This is a genomic window from Pseudoalteromonas sp. NS-SX12 (genome assembly GCF_057367955.1).
Genome location: NZ_CM170634.1, coordinates 1030034 through 1045577 on the forward strand (window position 1 = coordinate 1030034; position 15544 = coordinate 1045577).

At 40.7% G+C, this 15544-nt stretch carries 13 protein-coding genes; 8 read left to right on the forward strand and 5 right to left on the reverse strand.

All coding sequences use genetic code 11. The annotated features are described in order from the left end of the window. The first annotated feature begins 58 nt into the window (after positions 1-58). Both ylqF and AC2IOM_RS04945 read left to right on the forward strand, forming a co-directional pair. Positions 59-1003 (forward strand): ribosome biogenesis GTPase YlqF, encoded by a 945-nt coding sequence (gene ylqF / locus AC2IOM_RS04940; RefSeq protein WP_010561437.1) that lies wholly within the window; start codon positions 59-61, stop codon positions 1001-1003. 62 nt (positions 1004-1065) lie between these two features. Continuing rightward, positions 1066-1869: an ABC transporter substrate-binding protein gene (locus tag AC2IOM_RS04945; RefSeq protein WP_486359286.1), complete on the forward strand. Its 804-nt coding sequence runs from the start codon at positions 1066-1068 to the stop codon at positions 1867-1869. 865 nt (positions 1870-2734) lie between these two features. Here AC2IOM_RS04945 and AC2IOM_RS04950 read toward each other — a convergent pair. The 3 genes from AC2IOM_RS04950 to speE all read right to left on the reverse strand — a co-directional run bounded on the left by AC2IOM_RS04950 (position 2735) and on the right by speE (position 6405). After that, positions 2735-3238, reverse strand: coding sequence for a hypothetical protein (locus tag AC2IOM_RS04950; protein ID WP_054978273.1), 504 nt, complete (start codon positions 3236-3238; stop codon positions 2735-2737). A gap of 151 nt (positions 3239-3389) precedes the next feature. Next, positions 3390-5405, reverse strand: a complete 2016-nt coding sequence (locus tag AC2IOM_RS04955; protein ID WP_486359287.1) for a glycoside hydrolase family 97 protein — start codon at positions 5403-5405, stop codon at positions 3390-3392. Between the two features lie 139 nt (positions 5406-5544). Beyond that, complete coding sequence (speE, locus tag AC2IOM_RS04960; RefSeq protein WP_486359288.1) at positions 5545-6405, reverse strand: polyamine aminopropyltransferase; 861 nt, start codon at positions 6403-6405, stop codon at positions 5545-5547. A gap of 172 nt (positions 6406-6577) precedes the next feature. Here speE and speA point away from each other — a divergent pair, with 172 nt between their 5' ends. The 4 genes from speA to AC2IOM_RS04980 all read left to right on the forward strand — a co-directional run bounded on the left by speA (position 6578) and on the right by AC2IOM_RS04980 (position 11548). Continuing rightward, positions 6578-8452, forward strand: coding sequence for a biosynthetic arginine decarboxylase (gene speA, locus AC2IOM_RS04965; protein WP_486359289.1), 1875 nt, complete (start codon positions 6578-6580; stop codon positions 8450-8452). A 95-nt stretch (positions 8453-8547) separates the two neighbouring features. Then, entirely contained in the window at positions 8548-9435 is an 888-nt protein-coding gene (locus tag AC2IOM_RS04970; protein ID WP_486359550.1) for an acyltransferase, read from the forward strand. Beyond that, complete coding sequence (locus AC2IOM_RS04975; RefSeq protein ID WP_486359290.1) at positions 9435-10346, forward strand: acyltransferase; 912 nt, start codon at positions 9435-9437, stop codon at positions 10344-10346. Before AC2IOM_RS04970 ends, AC2IOM_RS04975 begins: the two co-directional genes overlap by 1 nt. A gap of 11 nt (positions 10347-10357) precedes the next feature. Next, the gene (locus tag AC2IOM_RS04980) at positions 10358-11548 is read left to right on the forward strand and encodes a mechanosensitive ion channel family protein (RefSeq protein ID WP_100914374.1); all 1191 of its coding nucleotides are present in this window, start codon (positions 10358-10360) and stop codon (positions 11546-11548) included. Here the strand turns inward: AC2IOM_RS04980 and AC2IOM_RS04985 are convergent. After that, positions 11538-12479, reverse strand: coding sequence for a histidine kinase (locus AC2IOM_RS04985; protein ID WP_486359291.1), 942 nt, complete (start codon positions 12477-12479; stop codon positions 11538-11540). The genes AC2IOM_RS04980 and AC2IOM_RS04985 overlap by 11 nt on opposite strands. Continuing rightward, positions 12472-13611, reverse strand: coding sequence for a sensor histidine kinase (locus AC2IOM_RS04990; RefSeq protein ID WP_486359292.1), 1140 nt, complete (start codon positions 13609-13611; stop codon positions 12472-12474). The genes AC2IOM_RS04985 and AC2IOM_RS04990 overlap by 8 nt, the downstream gene beginning before the upstream one ends. Before the next feature lie 385 nt (positions 13612-13996). Between AC2IOM_RS04990 and AC2IOM_RS04995 the strand changes: the two genes are divergently transcribed. Then, positions 13997-14770, forward strand: a complete 774-nt coding sequence (locus AC2IOM_RS04995; protein ID WP_138631531.1) for a substrate-binding periplasmic protein — start codon at positions 13997-13999, stop codon at positions 14768-14770. A 73-nt stretch (positions 14771-14843) separates the two neighbouring features. Continuing rightward, positions 14844-15485 carry a YiaD family glycine zipper/OmpA-like lipoprotein gene (locus AC2IOM_RS05000; RefSeq protein WP_486359293.1) on the forward strand — a complete coding sequence of 214 codons (642 nt, stop codon included), beginning with the start codon at positions 14844-14846 and terminating at the stop codon, positions 15483-15485. The last annotated feature ends 59 nt before the right edge of the window (positions 15486-15544 follow it).

A 15544-nucleotide genomic window follows, 5' to 3' on the forward strand; every position in this document is an offset into this window, starting at 1 on the left:
TGCTATTGTAACTGAATATAGTTAAAATACGCGTACTTTCATGCTTTGGAGAAAATAAATGGCGATTCAGTGGTTTCCTGGTCATATGAATAAGGCGCGCAATGAGATAAAAGAAATCATGCCGCAAATGGACGTGATTATTGAAGTGCTGGATGCGCGTATTCCTTACAGTAGTGAAAATCCTATGGTTGGCGACCTACGTGGTGATAAACCCGTGATTAAAATCTTAAATAAAGCTGACCTTGCCGACCCTGAAATGACCAAAGCGTGGATGACGTATCTTGAGCGTGAAGCGGGTGTTAAAACCTTACCGCTTGATAACAATAAATCGAGCGAAGTGCATTTAATCAACGACCTCTGCAAAAAGTTAGTACCCCACAAAGTAGGCGCAGATAAGCAAATTAAAGCCATGATTATGGGCATTCCAAATGTTGGAAAGTCAACGCTTATCAATACATTAGCTGGCCGCATTGTGGCTAAAACAGGTAATGAACCAGCGGTAACTAAGGCGCAGCAAAAGATCCGTTTAGAAGATGGCATTATGTTGTACGACACGCCAGGAATGTTATGGCCAAAAGTTGAAAATGAAAATTCAGGTTACCGTTTAGCGGCAACCGGTGCGATTCGTGATACCGCGATTAACTATGAAGAAGTGGCGAGTTACACTGCTGAGTATTTATTATCAGCCTATCCAGCGTTATTAAAATCACGTTATAAAATGGATGAATTACCAGAACAAGACTGGGAATTTATTGAACAAGCAGGGCGTAAACGTGGCTGCATTCGTTCAGGCAACCAAGTCGATACTCACAAAATGTCTGAAATTCTGATCAATGAACTGCGCGATGCCGTGATTGGTCGCATTTCGATGGAAACACCAGAGATGCGCGAAGAAGAAGAGGTTATGGTAGCTGAATTACGCGCCAAGGCTGAAGCTAAAAAGCAGGCTCGTGAAGAAGAGAAAAAACAACGCCGCGCTCGCGCCCGTAAAAATCGTCGCTAAGCTTGGATTTAGAGTAATTATTCACTACAGTTAAAACAGTGTTTAACTGTAGTGAATACGTAGTGCGTTGCCTATCTAATTGTTTACCCATTCTTTTTTTAATCAGTTTTGTTTGCTCAGCTAAGCAAGAAATTTATTTTGCCACTGACCTATTGCCAGAAGAAGGTACACGCAAAGCAGACCTCGTATCACAGCTAGTTTATTACGTTACCGATGAGCTTAAAAACGACTACCGAGTAACATTTCAGCAAACCAGTCGCGAGCGAGAGTGGCGACTAATTGAAAAACAAAGCAACATTTGTGTTTATAACAAAACCTACACACCCAAAAGAGCAAAACTTGCAGTATTTGCAAGCCAGCCATTAATTGTTTATGCGCCTAATCGCTTAATTTTAAATCGCGATATTGGTACGGCTCCATCGCTATCGTTAACAACAGCATTATCGCTTGGTCTAAATATTGGCGTTGTAAAAGGGCGCAACTACGGCGAAAAGCTTGATGAGTTAATTATGCAAAATTCTGAGTTGTTGTATGTTGGCGCGGGAAGTTACAAAGCAGAGCGTTTAGAAGTGATGCTCAAACAGGGCAAACTCGATGGCATTATTGAATATTCATCGGTATTCAAAAGCCGTCAGCCCGATGCCAATATTGGTAAAGACTATTTTATTTATGGGTTAACGGAAGCTCAGCACGCAGTAAAAGGTTACTTAGCGTGTGCAAAGTCAGATGTTGGTGAAAAGTTTGTTGCCGATTTTGAAAACGTTATGAACAGTGCTGGCTATCGTGCATTTGCCATAAGTAAATTTCACGAGGCAAGCGGTTTAATTGAGGCTGACTTTATTATTGAACAGTTGGGATACAAATAAAAAAGACCTCGTTCTGAGGCCTTTTGGTTTCATATCTACCGTCACCGATATGAGCAATGTAGCAAGTAATTCGTATAAAGTGGCTACTAGCAACTTAGCTTCAGGGGCGTGAAGCGCTGCTGCTAGCAGCCGTAGCTTGTTAATTAAGTATAAAAAGCTACTAAGGTCGAGAAACACAAAGAAGAGTGAGTGCGAGTTATGCTTCTTTGTTGAGATTGATTATCAATTAGATCTTGGTGGCTGTCAAATATTTTTTGATAATAATTCTCATTAATGTTGTAACAACTTAATTACACGATTAAAAATAAAAAAGGCCTCGTTCTGAGGCCTTTTGGTTTCATATCTACCGTCACCGATATGAGCAATGTAGCAAGTAATTCGTATAAATTGGCTACTAGCAACTTAGCTTCAGGGGCGCGAAGCGCTGCTGCTAGCAGCCGTAGCCTAAAAAGCTACTAGGGTCGAGAAACACAAAGAAGAGTGAGTGCGTGTACTGCTTCCTTGTTGAGATTGATTATCAATTAGATCTAAAAAACTGTCAATACCTTTTTGAGAATAATTCTCATTATTTTTAATGGTGTGGTGCTCAATCGATTTAATTTATTGATTTATATTAATTTTCAATATTTTAAAATGTTTGTTAGTTTTTCTTGTTTCTTAACTGGTTACAGGGTTGGGCGCTTTTTGTGCAGTGGTTTTTTCTAAAAAAAGCATAAAATTTTATATTCTGGTTACCCTCTTTGTAATAAAAGTGAAACTTACTGGCCGTATACTAATTTCAAATACTTCGCTGCTGAACGAACTATTTCCCTTAGGTTATTTGGCCGACTTCGCTTTTTGCAAAGTCGGCTTTTTTATGTCTAATTTATTTGAATTTTACTGTTTTTGTACTGCGGCTATAACTGCGAGATTCAGGTTTAGTCCACTCACCTTGTTTGAAGTAGCTGGTGCTTACCACTATTTTACCGTCGCTTAAACGGCTTGAAGATTTTACTTTGGTAATGCCATCTTTGTTGCCCGTAACATCCTCATACGCTACGAATTCATTTTCTGCCGTTATTTCCAATTCACCTTGAGTATAAAATCCAGCCGTAGTGAAGTAGAAAAATACCAGCTTTTGCTTTTTGTTATCCCAAAAAATTAACGACTCACCACCGTATGCGCCGTCATTAATTGAGTGTAGGGTGCGCAATGTTGTGCCATTTAGTGCGCTTTCCCAGTGACTTACATCAACGGCACCATTACTAAATGTTGACTCCCATGTGCCTAAATAAGGCTCGAAAATTTTTAGTTTTTCGTCTAATGCTTGGGCTTGGTTAGCGAATGTTTGCAGCAACAAACACATGGCTATAACAAATAGTTTTTTCATTGGGATTCTCTTTTGTCTTATTATTATTGAGTAAGTGTGTATTAAAAACACACAACTTGCTTTGCGATCACCTAAGCTTAGTTAAAATTAGGCAAAAGAAAAGCCCTAACATTTGTTAGGGCTTAGATATGCCGTATGGCATGAGCAAGTATTAAAGCGCTTTAAAGCGAATTGCTACGCCACCGCCCGCCGCCATTTTCAGGGCAAGTTCGTCATTTTGCGTAACGGTTTTGTTGTAGATCGCCATTTCGTATGGTTTGTCGACCCAATTAGCGTTTTCGCCATCGCTATACACTTGGGCAATGTATTTGCGATTTGGTTCGAGAAAGTTAAGGTTAATTTTCTCAGTACGTGCATTTTCATCGGTTACTGCACCTAAGTACCAATCATCAGAATGCTTATCTTGGCGAGCAAATATAATGTACTCACCTACTTCGCCAGCAATCGCTTTGCTCTGTTGCCAGTCTGTTGGTACATCTTTGATAAACTGGAACGCTTCTGGCTTTGCACGGTAATTACGCGGTAAATCAGCTGCCATTTGAATCGGACTATAAAGTACAACATAAAGCGCTAACTGTTTTGCTAGCGTGGTTTGCGGTCGATTAGTGTCACTTCCTAAACCATTAAACGATAAATCAAAAATACCTGGTGTAAAGTCCATTGGCCCAGATAGCATGCGGGTAAACGCTAGGGTAGGCACATGACTTGGCGGATTAGGCGGTGTTCCCCACGCATTGTATTCTTGTCCGCGTGCACCTTCACGAGAAATCCAATTTGGATAAGTGCGACGTAAGCCTGTGTCTTTAATTGGTTCATGAGTATTGATACTAATTTTATGTTTGGCAGCAAGTGTTACATTGGCTAAGTATTCATTTACCATAAATTGGCCGTCATGCCACTCACGCTTTACTTGGCCTTTTTCGTCTACTCGTTTGATATTGCCACCATCGGCAACGTAGCCGGTTTTAACTTGGCTAACACCGTGCGTTTGGTAAAGTGCAAAGGTATCTTGCATTTGGTTTGCGTAGTTGCTGACATTGCCAGATGTTTCATGGTGACCCACAATCGCCACGCCTTTGGCTTTGCCATAAGCTGCTAGCTCGGCAAAGTTAAAGTCAGGATATGCTTGGGTAAAATTAAATACATCCCCATTGTGGAACCAGTCTCCATCCCAGCCAATATTCCAACCTTCAACCAATACACCTTTAAAGCCATTTTCGGCAGCGAAATCGATGTATTCTTTGGTTAGCTGGGTTGTAGCTCCGTGTTTATCACCGCTGCCCCAAGTATTTTCGCCAATATGCATGCCCCACCAAATACCTACGTATTTGCTTGGTTCGATCCAATCAACATTCCCTAATTTATTTGGCTCATTGAGGTTTAAAATTAAGTCTGAATTAGCAAGGCCAACTGCCGAGTCGCTGATCTGAATAGTACGCCATGGTGTGGTAAATCCATCGTTTGTTTTGACTAATGTGCCATCGCTCCAAGGGGTTAAATCGGCACTAAATTGTCCATCGCGGCCTTGCTTTAATGTCATCGCAGCAAAATCAACGAGCGCTGCCTCATGGATGCTAATGTGAATATTGTCGTTACGTTTTAGGGTGACAGGTGTATGAATATGGCGTGCAGCATTGAGTGGTGTTTTGTTGTAAACATATTCATAACGGTTCCATTCACGGGCAGGAATCCACCAAGATTGTGTCGCGTGTGAGTCGGTAAGGTTAAATTGTGTCAGTTCTTTGCTGATTTCTGCACCAAGATAACCTTGTTTAGCAGCTAGTTCGTATCGAAAACCAATGCCATCATCAAATACTTTAAATGTGATGTTAAACGTGGTGCTAGCTTGTGAAAAAGTTAACGCTAGTTTGTTGTGATTATCTTGAACTGACTGGCGCTCCCCCCAAGGTTGTTGCCATGTTTCATTATGTGAGGAAATGGACGAATTGCTGATTTTTGCGTTATGGCCAAGACTTGGGTGCTGGCGAAAATCAAAACCAAGACTTGATGGGCTAATTAGTGTTTGATCGTTGAAAATTACTTGGTAGCTCGGCAGTTCTTGCTCATCGGATACAACTACTTTAATTTGCTGATTCGGCGAACTTACAGTAACAGTTTTTGCTTGCAGGCACGGTGCAAGCATAAGCAGTAAAAGCGCTTTTTTCATCTTGTTTCACTTGTTGTCAATGTGGGAGCATCAAGAGTAAAAGCTTGTGAAAAATCACACCAGCGCTTGCAAACGTATTCAATAACGCAAAAAGCCCTCAAAGAGGGCTTTTATAAAGTTATTAACTTGTTAGTTGTGCTTACTTAGCTAATGCACGCTTTAAGAAATTAGGTGTTGCTAGTGCGCCTTGATGAATACCTACGTTGTAGTATTCAGTATCAAATGCTGCATTTTCAACGTCTTGTGCTCTAAACGCAGTGAAGTTTTCGCCTTTGCGCGCCATCGTTGCTGACCATAAACCCGATGGATAAATTGGTTGTGGGAATGGCAGTGTTTGTAAATCGGCAAAACCAACGTCTAACATTGCTGCACGGGTTTCACGCAGTAATTGTTGGTGCATTAGTGGTGATTCGCTTTGTTGAATCAAAATGCCGCCAGTGCGCAATGCTTTTAAACAGCTAGTATAAAATGCATGGTTAAATAAACCCTCGCCTGGGCCTACTGGATCGGTGCCATCAACAATAATGACATCAATTGATTCTGGTGCAGCTTCAGCCATAAATTTAATGCCATCATCAAACATTACTGATGCGCGTGGGTCGTCGTTTGATTCACATAATTCAGGGAAGTATTTTAACGACATTTCAGTTACTACTTCATCAATATCAATTTGATGAACGGTTTCGATGTCCGGGTGTTTTAGTACTTCACGTAATGTGCCGCAATCACCACCGCCAATGATCACAACATTTTTTGGTGCAGGGTGTGAAAACAGCGCAGGATGGCTCATCATTTCATGATAGAAAAAGTTCTCGCGTGTACTTACCATAGTACAGCCATCAATAATCATTAAATTACCAAAGTCTGTTGTTTCGTACATTTCAACAAGTTGAAAAGGCGATTGTTTTGACTCTAGTTTTTTATTAATGCGCAGTGAAAAAGCACTGCCATCACGATCACTTATTTCAGTGAACCAAGTATTAGCATCTAAATTAGACATAGTAGTTTTCACTTACCATTTATGTGTTTAAAAATTGCGGCAATTTTGCCAGCGAAATGCGTGTTACTCAATTAGAAAATAAAATTATAGCCGAACAAATGAATTTTTATGGCTAGTGTGTAAAAAGCAAATTAAAATATCGCTAACTATCTGACTTTATGAAGACCTTACATTGGCTATAACTAACGCACGTGAAACATACAATATCGCTCATTGGAGTGAAGGCTACTTTGATATTAATGAGCAAGGTGAAGTGGTTGCATTTCCAGATAAAGATCACAGCAAACCGGGTGTTTCGCTGGCAACCTTAACAGAGCAATTTAAAGAGCAGGGGTTAACGTTACCTGTGCTTGTGCGTTTTACCGATATTTTGCAATCGCGTGTTGATACCTTAGTTAATGCATTTGCTGATGCTAAAAGTAATCGTAATTACCAAGGTAATTACACCTGTGTCTACCCGATTAAAGTGAATCAGCAATCATCCGTAGTTAAAAAGTTACTCGCCCACCAAAGCAACAAAGTAGGATTAGAGGCAGGTTCTAAACCTGAACTAATGGCTATTTTGGGTGTAGCGGATAAGCCTATTCGCATTGTATGTAATGGCTACAAAGACAGTGAATTTTTACGTTTAGCGTGTATTGGCCAAGCCATGGGACACGATGTAAATATTGTGGTTGAGAAGCTTTCTGAACTTGATGTACTGTTGCAAGAAATTGAAAAGTTAGGTATCGAGCCGGGAATTGGTATTCGCATTCGCTTAAATTCAGTAGGCAAAGGCAAGTGGCAAAATACCGGCGGTGAAAAAGGTAAATTTGGCTTAACTGCTAGTCAGGTGCTAAGTGCAATCGAGCGCTTAAACAAAGCGGGCAAAGGGCATTTATTAAATTTAGTGCATTTTCATATTGGCTCTCAAATTGCCAATATTCGTGATATTCATCGCGCTTTAAAAGAATGTGCGCGTCATTATGCAGAGTTATGCCAAATGGGCGTAGCTCTAAAAACCATTGACGTGGGTGGTGGCCTAGGTGTGGATTATGAAGGTTCAGGCTCGCGTAATTCATGTTCAATGAACTACACGGTTGCCGAATATGCGCGTAACGTAGTGAATACCTTTGCCGATACCTGCGAAGCACTTAACTTACCGCAGCCAGATATTATTACTGAATCAGGGCGCGCACTTACGGCGCACCACGCAGTATTGATTACCGATGTGATCGATGTTGAAGAAGCGCCAAAGTTACACAGCGATATTGTACTTTCAGATAATTCGCCGCAAGTATTACAAGAAATGTGGCAAGCCAAACAGCGTTTAACGCCGCGTCTAGCGCTTGAAATTTATCACGATGCAATGCACTTGTTCAGTGAAGCGCACGAACAATATGTACACGGTTTATTATCGATGACCGATTGGTCACAGATTGAAACCTTATATTTTGATATTTTGCGTGCAGTACGAGGCCAACTTAATGCCAGCGCCCGTTCACACCGAGAAGTGATTGATGATTTAAATGAAAAGTTAGCAGATAAACTCTTTGTTAACTTCTCTTTATTCCAATCATTGCCAGATGTATGGGGTATTGAGCAGCTGTTCCCGGTTATGCCAATTGAGCGTCTCGATGAGTCATGTTCACAGCGTGCAATTATTCAAGATATTACTTGTGACTCGGATGGTCAGATTCGTGAATACGTTGATGGTGCAGGTGTTGAAGCAAGTTTACCTATTCCGCCTTATCGTCCGGGTGAACAGTATCATCTAGCAATGTTTATGGTTGGTGCGTACCAAGAGATTTTAGGTGACCTACATAACTTATTTGGTGATACAGATTCAGTGCATATCGAGCTAACCGAAGACGGCTTTACTACCACTAATGGGCTGAAAGGCGATAGCGTTGAAGATGTACTGAAATACGTGCATTACAATGAAGGCGCATTAAAAGCGAACTATCAAAGTCGCCTTGCTGCGAGTAATTTATCAAGCGATACCCAACAAGCGTATTTCGATGAATTAGCCGCAGGCTTAAGTGGTTACACTTACTTCGAAGACTGACCTGTTGGTTAGGCTATTTATTGCTGAGTGAAAAAAGGCTAAAATATGGCCTTTTTTAGCTTGTTCATCCAGTAAATTCGATAAGTTGCGTGATGTTGTATTATATAAGAGCCGTTATTTCACTACTGTTTTATACCGTTAATACCTTATTTTGGTTTGTGCCAATTTTTATTTCTGGGGTATTAAAACTTTTACCGATCAAGTCATGGCAAGCAATGTGGAGTGCCGTTGCTAAGTGGTGCGCGAGTCGTTGGGTTGGTACTAACAGTATTATTCAATACATTTTCACGCCAACTAAAATGGTGGTAACGGGCGATCACGATTTTACCTATAAAGATTGGTACCTAGTGGTTGCCAACCATCAATCTTGGGTTGATATTTTAGTGATGCAGCGCGTTCTGCATAAGAAAATTCCATTTTTAAACTTCTTTTTGAAAAAAGAGCTTATTTACGTGCCATTTTTGGGCTTAGCGTGGTGGGCACTTGATTTTCCATTTATGAAGCGCGCGAGTAAAAGTCAGCTAAAAAAGAATCCAGCACTGCGCACCAAAGATATGGAAACGACCAAAAAAGCGTGTGCGAAGTTCAAGCATGTTCCTGTGAGCATTGTGAATTTTGTAGAAGGTACGCGCTTTACAAAAGATAAGCATACACGCCAAAAAAGTCAGTTTGATAACCTGTTAAAACCTAAAGCGGGTGGTGTTGCGTTTGTAATGGAAGCAATGGGCGAACAACTTAATAAACTTGTTGATGTGACTATTTGCTATCCAAACGGCACACCAAGCTTCTTTGATTACTTAGCGGGTAAAGTGCCAGAGATTCGTGTGCACATTGAGGTAAAACCTGTTTCAGCAAGTTGGGTCGGTAATTACTCGAGTGACTCAGAGTTTCGGGTGCAATTTCAAAACGAATTAAATGCGCTTTGGCAAGGTAAAGATCAGCAGCTTGTTGAGCTAAAACAACAGCAAACTGAGGGCGTCTAATGTTATCGAGATTCCTGCCAGGTGTGCTGTTAGCACCGATTATTTTTACCATTTTAGTCGGTAATGTCGTGCTGTGGGGCGGTATTATTTTTGTTATTGGCTTACTTAAAATTGTATTACCACTCCAAATTATCCGAGATATTTTACACATTGCTTATGCGGCTTGGTGCAAGGGCAACTATTTAGGCGTGTGGTTGGCGTGTGACAACTGGCAAGTTGACATTGAAGGTGAGCTCGACGAGAAAGCATGGTATTTGCTTATCGCAAACCACCAGAGCTGGCTTGATATTATGGTGTTGAGTGGCTTAGGGCGTTTACCTGCACCTAAGTTCTTTTTAAAAGATGAATTAAAATGGGTGCCTTTTGTTGGTGCTGGCGCATGGGCAATGGACATGCCGTTTATGAAGCGCGTAAGCAAAGCTAAAGTAGCTAAAAACCCAAAACTTAAAGGTATGGATGTAGAGCGTACTAAACGCGCTTGTCGTCATTTTAGATTAAACCCTACAACCATTATTAATTTTGTTGAAGGCTCACGCTACACCGAAGCGAAGCACAAAAAGCAGCGCAGTCCATTTAAATATTTACTTAAACCAAAAGCAGGGGGTATTGCCTTTGCCCTTGAAGTACTTGGTGAAAAAATGGATGGCTTGTTAAATACCAGCATTGTGTATCACGGAACATCCGAGACAATTTGTAAAGACATGCTGTTTGGCAAGCTCACTAAAATACATGTTGATATAAAAGTACAACCCATTTCTGCAGAGCTAATTGGTAATTATCAGCATGACCGAGAGTTTAGAGTTGAGTTTCAACAAAAACTTAATGTAATTTGGCAAGATAAAGATCTGCAAATTAGTTTAATGCAAGAAAACGAGCAGTTACCAACGATTAAACCAGCGCATTCGAGTTAAAAAGGATTTATATGAGCAAGGTAGAAAAGCTAATATCCCCTTGGGTTAAAGAGGCATTTCCACATTTAGACTGGCTGTCACAAGTGCTTTCTATTTGCTCTGGCGTATTGCTACTAGTCATTATTTACTATGTTGCACGCTGCTTGGTATTACCGGGCTTTGAAAAACTAACCGTTTATATTTCACCACATCGATTAGGCCAACTTAAGCCGCTATTTAGCAAACTTAATAGGCGCTTAGCTGGGTTTATATGTAGTGTGGTGTTTGTATCAGGCTTTCGTTATTTTTACCTGCCAGGTGATGAAGGCGAGGTGTTTTACCGCTCAATCGGCCAGATTATTGCCATTATCTACAGTGGCTTTATTTTTAGTTCGGTTATTAGCATTGCAGGGGCTGCATATAATCAGCTGAGTTTTGCGAAAGAAGTACCAATCTTAGGCATTATCCAAGTAGCTAAGCTTATTACCTTTATCGTAACGTCTATTCTCATCATTAGTGTGTTAATTGACGAATCTCCGGCTTATATTCTATCGGGCTTTGGTGCGCTAGCGGCGGTGCTGTTATTGGTATTTAAAGATACTATTTTGGGCTTTGTCGCGAGCATTCAAATTGCCGCAAACCGACTAGTAAAAGATGGCGATTGGATCCAGTTTGACCAATACGGAGCTGACGGTGAAATTGAAGAGTTAGGGTTAAATACGGTTAAAGTACGTAACTGGGATAAAACCATTACTACCGTACCAACCTATGCACTTATTTCTCAGTCATTTAAAAACTGGCGCGGCATGCAAGAGTCTGGCGGCAGACGTATTAAGCGGGCGATTCACCTTGATCTTAATAGCATTCGCCTTATCGACAGTGACTTCTTAGAAACCCTGAAAAGTAATGAATTTATCACCCAAGTGCTCAGCAATGAAGAGTTAAATAATGCAAAAGCACAGAGTAATGTGAAGTTATTCCGCGCTTATGCAGAAGAGTATTTGCGCCAGCATGAGGCGCTTAATCATAATTTAACTTTAATGGTACGCGAGCTTGCGCCGAGCGCAGAAGGTTTACCGGTAGAGCTTTATTGCTTCAGTGCAGATAAGCGCTGGATCCCTTATGAGCACTTACAAGCCGATATTATGGATCACTTGCTAGCAAGTTTAACCATGTTTGGTTTACGCCCTTATCAGCACGTTACAGGTCAGCTTACAGGCTAATAATCAGGCTTAATACCTTATTGTGATATTGAATGCTCGCTTGTTGGCTGGCAAAAAACTCAATGTAGTGGCTTTTTATTCGCGAAATAATAAGGCGTGGTTGATAACTAAAGCCTGTAACGCTCACAACACAATTTTGCTGTTCAAATGTAACGTTTACGTGCAGCGGTTGAGATACTTTCAAATTTAGCATATACAGCAAGTTGTAGACTAACAATGGCGGTACAGTGACCGATTGCTGTGCTAATTCTGGCGCGATCTTTACTGTTAAATCGCCTGCATTCGCTAGCCGTTGCATGTATGACAATGCACTTAGCTCTTGTTGTAATTCAACTAGATCTTGTTTTCCGGCTTGCAGTTTGTAACGCAGCAGCTCAGCTAAATCGGTAATAGACTCGCTTGCCTTATCGGCATCTTTATCCATTAACGCTTCTATGTTGTCTAAACATTGATAGAGAAATGCGGGTTGAACTTGCTGCGATAGCATTTTTAATGAATGGCTTTTAATGCTTTTTTCGATACTTGCTTTTTCTCTAATGGCTTGTGCACTGACATAACCAATAGTCCAAACAAGGCTTAAAAATAGGTTAAATTTGGTGAGTAATTTTACTAACTGCTGTCTGTCACTGGCCTCGACATACCAAATATAACTAAGCAAAGTACTTGGCAAATATAAAATAGCGACAGTAATAATCACTGCACTCAATACCACTAACGCACGATAAAACCGCTGCTTCTGCAGCATGCGCTTGATAAAGCTGCGGGTAACAAAGTGCCATACAGATACTAATAAAAGGGTATACAGCAACCATTCGTGAGCATATTTAAATAGTTTTTCTGGCGCAAAAAAGGTAACTGCAACTAACGGGAAAAACAAGATTAATACCGTGATAATGCCTTGTGCAACGTAATAATCGTACGACTTATTCACCTGTCTTGTCCTTTTTCAACGGGATCTGTAATTCAACGCTGAACTGGTCATCACCGCGTTCTGAATTGATTGTGAAATTATCACGATAAAGTAATGCTAAGCGCGCTTCAAGATTAGCTAACCCAGTGCGAGTGCCATCAGCTTGACGTGCGGTTTTATTAATTGGATTACTTACGGTGATTGACAGCTTTTTATCTTGTTTGGCAACGGAAATACTGATGGTACCGCCTGAAGGAATTTGCCCGATGCCATGTTTAATCGCATTTTCGATCAAGGTAAAAATACTCATACTTGGCACAAGCATAATTTCGCATTCGCTAGGCACCTTTAAGTCGACATTGAGGCGCTCTTCAAAGCGTACTTTTTCAAGCTTTAAGTAATGGCGGCAAAGCAATAGCTCTTGTTTAAGTGCAATACAGTGTTGTTTATTATCGAAATGGTGTTTAAACAGCTGACGGAACTCTAATAACAGCTTTTTAGCTTCGCTAACATCCTCGTACAGCATGCCGCGAATGCTATTTAATGAATTAAATAAAAAGTGTGGGTTAAGTTGATATTGCAGCACATCGAGTTGTTGCTGCTTTAGTTTTTCTTTTAATTTGTGCTTGTGCATAATGCCGTAAGCTTGCAGATAACACAGCATGTAAAAGCAGTAAAAAATACTGTGTAAAAACGCTTCAACGTAAAAATATGCCGGACCAAGCGGTTTGTCGTAACCCTTAATGCTGGTGCTAATAGTGAAGGTCATATACGAGTTATTTTCGCCTGAATGATCATAATCGGGGTCGGTTACTTGTTTTGTGCCACCTTCTATTTTAAATAAAAAGCTACCAGGCACAGAAACCGTATGTGTGTAAGTCGCGCTGGCAAGACCTGCTAATACGCACAAAATTAAACCTGCAAAATAAGCTTTTTTACCACTGTTTGACCTTTGCCTAATGAGTTTTAGTGGCAGATAGATAATCAGCAGTGGTAGCAAAATAATGTGTATGGTGTAGTGGATTAGGCGTTCAGAATCAACACCCTCAACTCGCAATGGGCCAAACTCCCAGATAAAACTGACAAGAAGAATAAGTGAAAACAGCAGTAAGTTTATACCTATTACTACTTTATGTTTTGTCAGCCAATGCAAGTGTCACCTAATGTGAGGGAAAAACTGTTTGCAAAATATAGCTTTTTAAAATAAATGGCAATAATTGATTGCTTATAGGGCTATGCCATAATTAATAATGTATGCTGAACTGAGCGCTAAGTTTTGTTTTAATCCGCGCCAAACGCAGCTATATCGTTGTACTACGGGTAAATTAATAAATATTTACATTTGTTTAAATATTGTAGCCTAGGGTTTTTTTGGGGGGGCTTTTTGGCTAGAATCACGAAGGTCTATTAAACTTTGTTGTTTTATTTGGTTTTATTGGGCAGTGTCTAGCGCAATATAATTGCTTAAATTACAATAGACTCTAGGTATGCAACCGCAGAACAAGGATTTTTTGCCACTCTGTAGTTAAGGCAGAATTGTGAAAATAAAATACGTAGCACCCTTTATCATCTTTGTTTCGCTTCTAATGGCAGCGCCAAGCTTTGCTAGCAGTCGTTTGGTGGTTGCTGTTGACCATGCACCTCCATACAGTTACACCCAAGGTGAAACCCGCCCCCGAGGTTTATTAATCGACATTATGATGCGCATTTCTAAGCAGCTTAATGTATCTTTACAGCTTATTCCATGTCCTATTTCGCGCTGTGTGCAGTTAATTAAATCAGGCCAAGCCGATATTGGTGGGGCGTTTATTAAAACACTAGAACGTCAACGTGATATGGCATTTCTTGAACCGGCCTACATGGTATTGAACTCACCATTTGTATTTTATGCACAAACCGAAAGCAAAACAGTGGTTAATACATTTGATGACCTTTACGGGAAGCGTATTGGTATTGTGCGTGGTGCGGCGCATTTTGCTCGTTTTGACAATGACCAGAAGTTAATGAAAATCGCGGTGCAAAGCGAAAAAGTAGCGATGGATTTACTTTTGAAAGGTCGTTTAGATGTGGTTATTGCTGTTGAGCAAACCGCTGACCATTCACTGAGTGTCTTAAATCAGCCTTCACACAGGCTTAAAAAACTAACCTACCGCCATGATGAGCCGATTCTCGGTTACGCAGTGGCTTCAAAGCGTTCAGAAAAGCAAAAGTTGATCGAGCAAGTGCAAGTTGCCCTGCTGGATTTAGCAAAAAGTGGAGAGTTGTCACAAATCGTTGATCTGTACGACTTACCACCAGTTGCAGTGAAATAACTTCGCAATTCAGCGTTTATTCAGACATACCACACTACATTTTTATAAAACTCCAAAGATAAAGAGAGAGACAATGACTTACTTCTCGTCACGTAAATTACTGAGTGTTTCTATTTTGGCTGCGGCTGTTGCAGCGTCAGGTTGTGCTACAACCAATGCGGAAAAAGGTGCGATGATAGGTGCTGTAACAGGTGCAGTAATCGGTAAATCAACCTCTAACCACAAAAATAAACGCGCGGTGATTGGTGCTGCTGTAGGTGCCATTGCAGGTGCCGCGATAGGTGATTATATGGACCGTCAAGAAGCAGAAATGCGTGAGCAGCTTTCAGGTTCAGGTGTTGAAGTAGTCAGGGAAGGCGATAACTTACGCTTAGTGATGCCATCAAACATCACTTTTGCGAGCAATCAATCAACCATTACGCCACAATTTCACGACACCTTAAACTCAATTGCGAATGTATTGAGCCATTATGATAAAACGTTTTTGAGCATTGAAGGGCATACTGATAGCAGTGGTAGTGAAAGTTATAACCAAACGTTATCAGAGCGTCGAGCACGTAGTGTGCAGCAATACTTAGTTAACCAGTCAATTATGCAAGCGCGTTTATCTGTTGTTGGCTACGGTGAAATGCGTCCAGTTGCGAGCAATGAAACCGCTTCTGGTAAAGCCAAAAACCGTCGTGTTGAAGTACAAATTGTACCTAACCAAGTGTAATTAAAAGCTATACCTTATCAGCTAAATTAAGGCTTCCAATCGGAAGCCTTTTTTATGCT